Raw genomic sequence first — 3,902 nt, 5'->3', positions numbered from 1 at the left:
CTTCCAGTCGCTTTTGCATTATTACCGCCGGCAAAACTATTCTGCCCGGCAGCTTGGGCTGAGGAACCAATAGCGGTGGAATAAAGGCCTGAACTGTTTGCCTGCTTACCAATGGCGATAGAATAAGCTTGCGTTGTCTGCGCCTGATGACCGATTGCAACAGAATCATCACCGACTGCATTTGACAAATAGCCCATTGCCGTACCGTTATTTTGTGCCGCTGCCCTTGCACCGACAACGGTTGCATTTCCATAGTTGGCTCTACTGTGAGCACCAACGACTACAGAGTAATTGTAATTATTTTCTGTATTCAAACCTATGGCGATAGAACCTGTACCGCGGGAATTGGCATTAGAACCTAAGGCAACAGCGCCAACAGTTCCCGAAGTTACCGTTGCATTTGGACCAACAGCAACAGAATCTTCGCCAAGTACGTTGGCATTATGACCCAAGGAAACACTACCCGTCGCACCAGTACTTGTTGCCGCATTCGGTCCGATGGCAATCGAATTGGTTGCTTTTGCACCGTCATTGTTCCAGTTTTTCGTACCGTCAGTTTTGCCTTCTTCTGACTTAACAGAGAAATAGCGGACACGCTCAATTGCACTCAAAACACCATAAAGCTGTGAGCCGTTGATCGCATCAGTGGAAGTAGCGGAAATATCGCCAGGGGATACATTAATGATTTGGCGTTCGTAACCTTTGGAACCGACAGACACAACATCACCGGCATCGGTAGTTTGACCGCCTGCCCAAGTGTAGGTTACACCCATAATTTCGCGTTGAACGTATGCCTGACCTTCTTTATCGGTTTTAGAAGCCGTACCCAAAGCCACAGAATTCAGCAAAGTAGCCTTCGCACCTGTACCCAAAGCTACACCACCAAAGGCAGTGGCCTGAGATTTGGTACCGATAGCCAGAGACAAATCGGCAGATGAATTAGACTGCACACCTAATGCAACAGAACCTTGACCGGCAATAGTATTACCATAAGAACCGCTATACATCGTATCACCAGTCATCTCTTTATAAATATCACGCAGACTTTTACCGCTCAGCGTATATTCACCGGTCTTTGCACCTTTTTCATTATATTTGATGAATTTATCCGTTGCATTGCCAGAATATCGAGTACCACCTACCGAATCTAAATCATCACCACCAATAGCAACAGATGAATTACCATTAGCCAAGACATTGCCACCAACCGCAATAGATTGGTCTCCCTTTGCCCACGCCCCCTCAGGTCTGCCCTGTGGATCAACACGGTTACCTGAACCAATAGCAATAGACTGAGTTATCTTAGAACTACTTGAATCGCCTACTCGAGCCGTATTACCAATAGCAATATTATTGTGAGTTACATTCACATTCATAATATTTTGCGAAAGAACCCCAGATGCACGTCCAATAGCAATCGTACCAAGTCCTGTTGCATTCGCGTCTGCACCAAGTGCAATAGCACTTGATGCTGCATTACCCGAAGCTGGAGAATTTGCCACTGCACTTTTACCGATGGCAATGGTATTTCCAGTTTGAGCTTGGGCTGAATTACCTATGGCAATAGACTCACTTTGATAACCCACTGCATTGGTACCGATTGCAATGGCATTTTGCGCATTGGCTGCAGCCTGACTGCCGCTGCCAATTGCAATGCCGTTTTGACCTCTTGATGTACTGGATTGGCCCAAAGCCATTGAGCCTATACCAAATGCTTGCGCCGAATTACCCAATGCTGTTGTGCTCGTATTATCAGCAAGAGCATTCTTACCTACCGCTGTCGCTTGCGTACCATTTGCTTTGGAATCTGCACCCAATGCTGTTGAATCTACAGAAACAGCATTGGCACTTTTACCTATCGCTGTTGCATATGAACTACTTGCACTTGTATCTGCACCCATTGCAACAGCATGAGTTTGAGTAGCTTTAGCATTAGTACCCACGGCCAGGCTGTTATTATGTGTTGCATTTGCACTCGTACCTACCGCAACTGCACCATTAGCCGTAGCATTGGCTGATGCTCCTATTGACAGCGCACCAATACCGGTCGCTGTTGCACCGCTGACCGCAGTAGCACTGGTCGGAGGATCAACCGCAATTTGTCCTCGTCCCGCAGTTGCCGCATACGAATTACCTGCACCCAAAAGAGCTGCCGAAATCACTGTCAATCTGAAAACTGTCGCGATACCATTTTTACCGGATTCGGCAGATACATCTGCACTGTTTTGTTCGGCAGACGATTTCACACGGCCTTTGGCCAATTCGGAAGTTACGACAAAAGATTGAATCGTACGGTTCCAAACAACTTTAAATATCTTATTCATAGGTGTGTCTTTCTCTTTTTATGATAGGTAAAAGCGTGAGCATGAGCATGACGCTACTTTAAGAATTTATGCGGGGTTTTCCCAGCAAAATGCTTATCTCAAGCTGACGTTTATTGTCACTTTGAGACAAAATTTAGGCTTTTGACTATCCCGCAACGGTATAGTATTTCATACTTACAAAATATCCGCTAGTCTAAAATATCAACCGATTATCTTTAATTTTTAAACAAAATCATGACGTTTGAACAGAAAAACCAATCATCAAAAGTTCTCCAGTCATGTTTTTATTAATAAGCGTAATGTTGTATTCCGTCGACAAGTCATCAGCAATCACAGTAATCATGCAAGCAACGTGCCAATCGCTCGGAATTTTATTTAAAATGAATTATTTTTTTAAGAAACAGGAAAGGCCGTCTGAAAGATTTCAGACGGCCTTTGATGAAATGATTTTGAACAATTGCTTAATTGAATAATTTGTTTTTTTGAGCTATCAATAAAATTGGCAAAATGCTTTTAATACGTCATAGAAAGAATACGCATATCCGTACTTATACAGACGCGGATGGTTTTACAAACCGAATACGGCAATATCTCCCTTGCCTTGACGAATCAGCTCAGTGCCATCGGTCATATCAATAACCGTTGTCGGCTCAGTACCGCACCAGCCGCCATCAATAACCAAATCAACAGCATGTTCAAGACGGTCTCGGATTTCGTATGGATCAGTCAATGGCTCTTCGTCTTCAGGAAGCATAAGGGTGCAACTTAAAATAGGTTCGCCCAATTCTTGCAAAAGCGCCAAGGCAGTAGCGTTGTCGGGAACACGCAGGCCGATGGTTTTGCGCTTGGGGTGAAGCGTGCGATTGGGTACTTCTTTGGTTGCCTGCAGGATAAAGGTGTAGCTGCCGGGCGTAGCTGCTTTAAGCTGGCGGAATTGGGCATTATCTACTTTGGCGTAAGTACCCAATTCGCTCAAATCGGCACACATCAGGGTCAGATGGTGTTTTTGATCGATTTTACGAATCGTGAGAATGCGCTCCATCGCGTTTTTGTCACCGAGTTTGCAACCCAGCGCATAACAGGAATCCGTAGGGTAAACGATGACACCGCCACTACGGACAATATCGGCGGCTTGCTTGATGAGGCGGTCTTGGGGATTATCGGGATGGATGGCGAAAAATTGTGCCATGTTTTTTTCCTTATCATTCTAATGGTTTGTTGTTTGACATTTTAAAACTTATTTGGCCGTCTGAATATTGGATTTCCACCACCATGAATGGATTTAGCCTCAGCTACAACACGGCTGCACCCAGTGATACCTTATATATTATTTTGATTTACCGGCCGATATCGAAAGTCAATTTAATACGCTATATAATGCATTATTTTGTTTGAAAGTCATCTCAATGCCTGCTTCTTCCCTACCTTCCCGCCGCTTGTCTGTCGCACCTATGCTTGATTGGACAGACAGACACTATCGCTTTATGGCGCGACAAATTACACGCAATGCTTGGCTTTATAGCGAAATGGTCAATTCAGGCGCGGTGGTTTACGGAGATAAAGACCGCTTTTTGAGTT

General features: G+C 44.7%; 3 protein-coding genes. 1 reads left to right on the top strand and 2 read right to left on the bottom strand.

Annotation, left to right across the window (positions count from 1 at the left end):
• On the bottom strand, positions 1 to 2,324 hold a 2,324-nt coding region (locus ACTHUE_RS12460; RefSeq protein WP_440423608.1), incomplete at its 3' end, for an ESPR-type extended signal peptide-containing protein.
• Positions 2,325 to 2,892: 568 nt separating this feature from the next.
• Complete coding sequence (locus ACTHUE_RS12455) at positions 2,893 to 3,513, bottom strand: L-threonylcarbamoyladenylate synthase (protein ID WP_004521114.1); 621 nt, start codon at positions 3,511 to 3,513, stop codon at positions 2,893 to 2,895.
• Positions 3,514 to 3,730: 217 nt separating this feature from the next.
• On the opposite strand from ACTHUE_RS12455, the gene ACTHUE_RS12450 reads away from it, so the two are divergent.
• Positions 3,731 to 3,902, top strand: a 172-nt coding sequence (locus tag ACTHUE_RS12450; protein WP_440423610.1) for a tRNA-dihydrouridine synthase, incomplete at its 3' end; no start/stop codon positions are given.

Source organism: Neisseria sp. P0021.S005, assembly GCF_051956955.1.
Note: the sequence above shows the minus strand (reverse complement) of the source record. Positions and strands in the feature narration are given on the sequence as shown.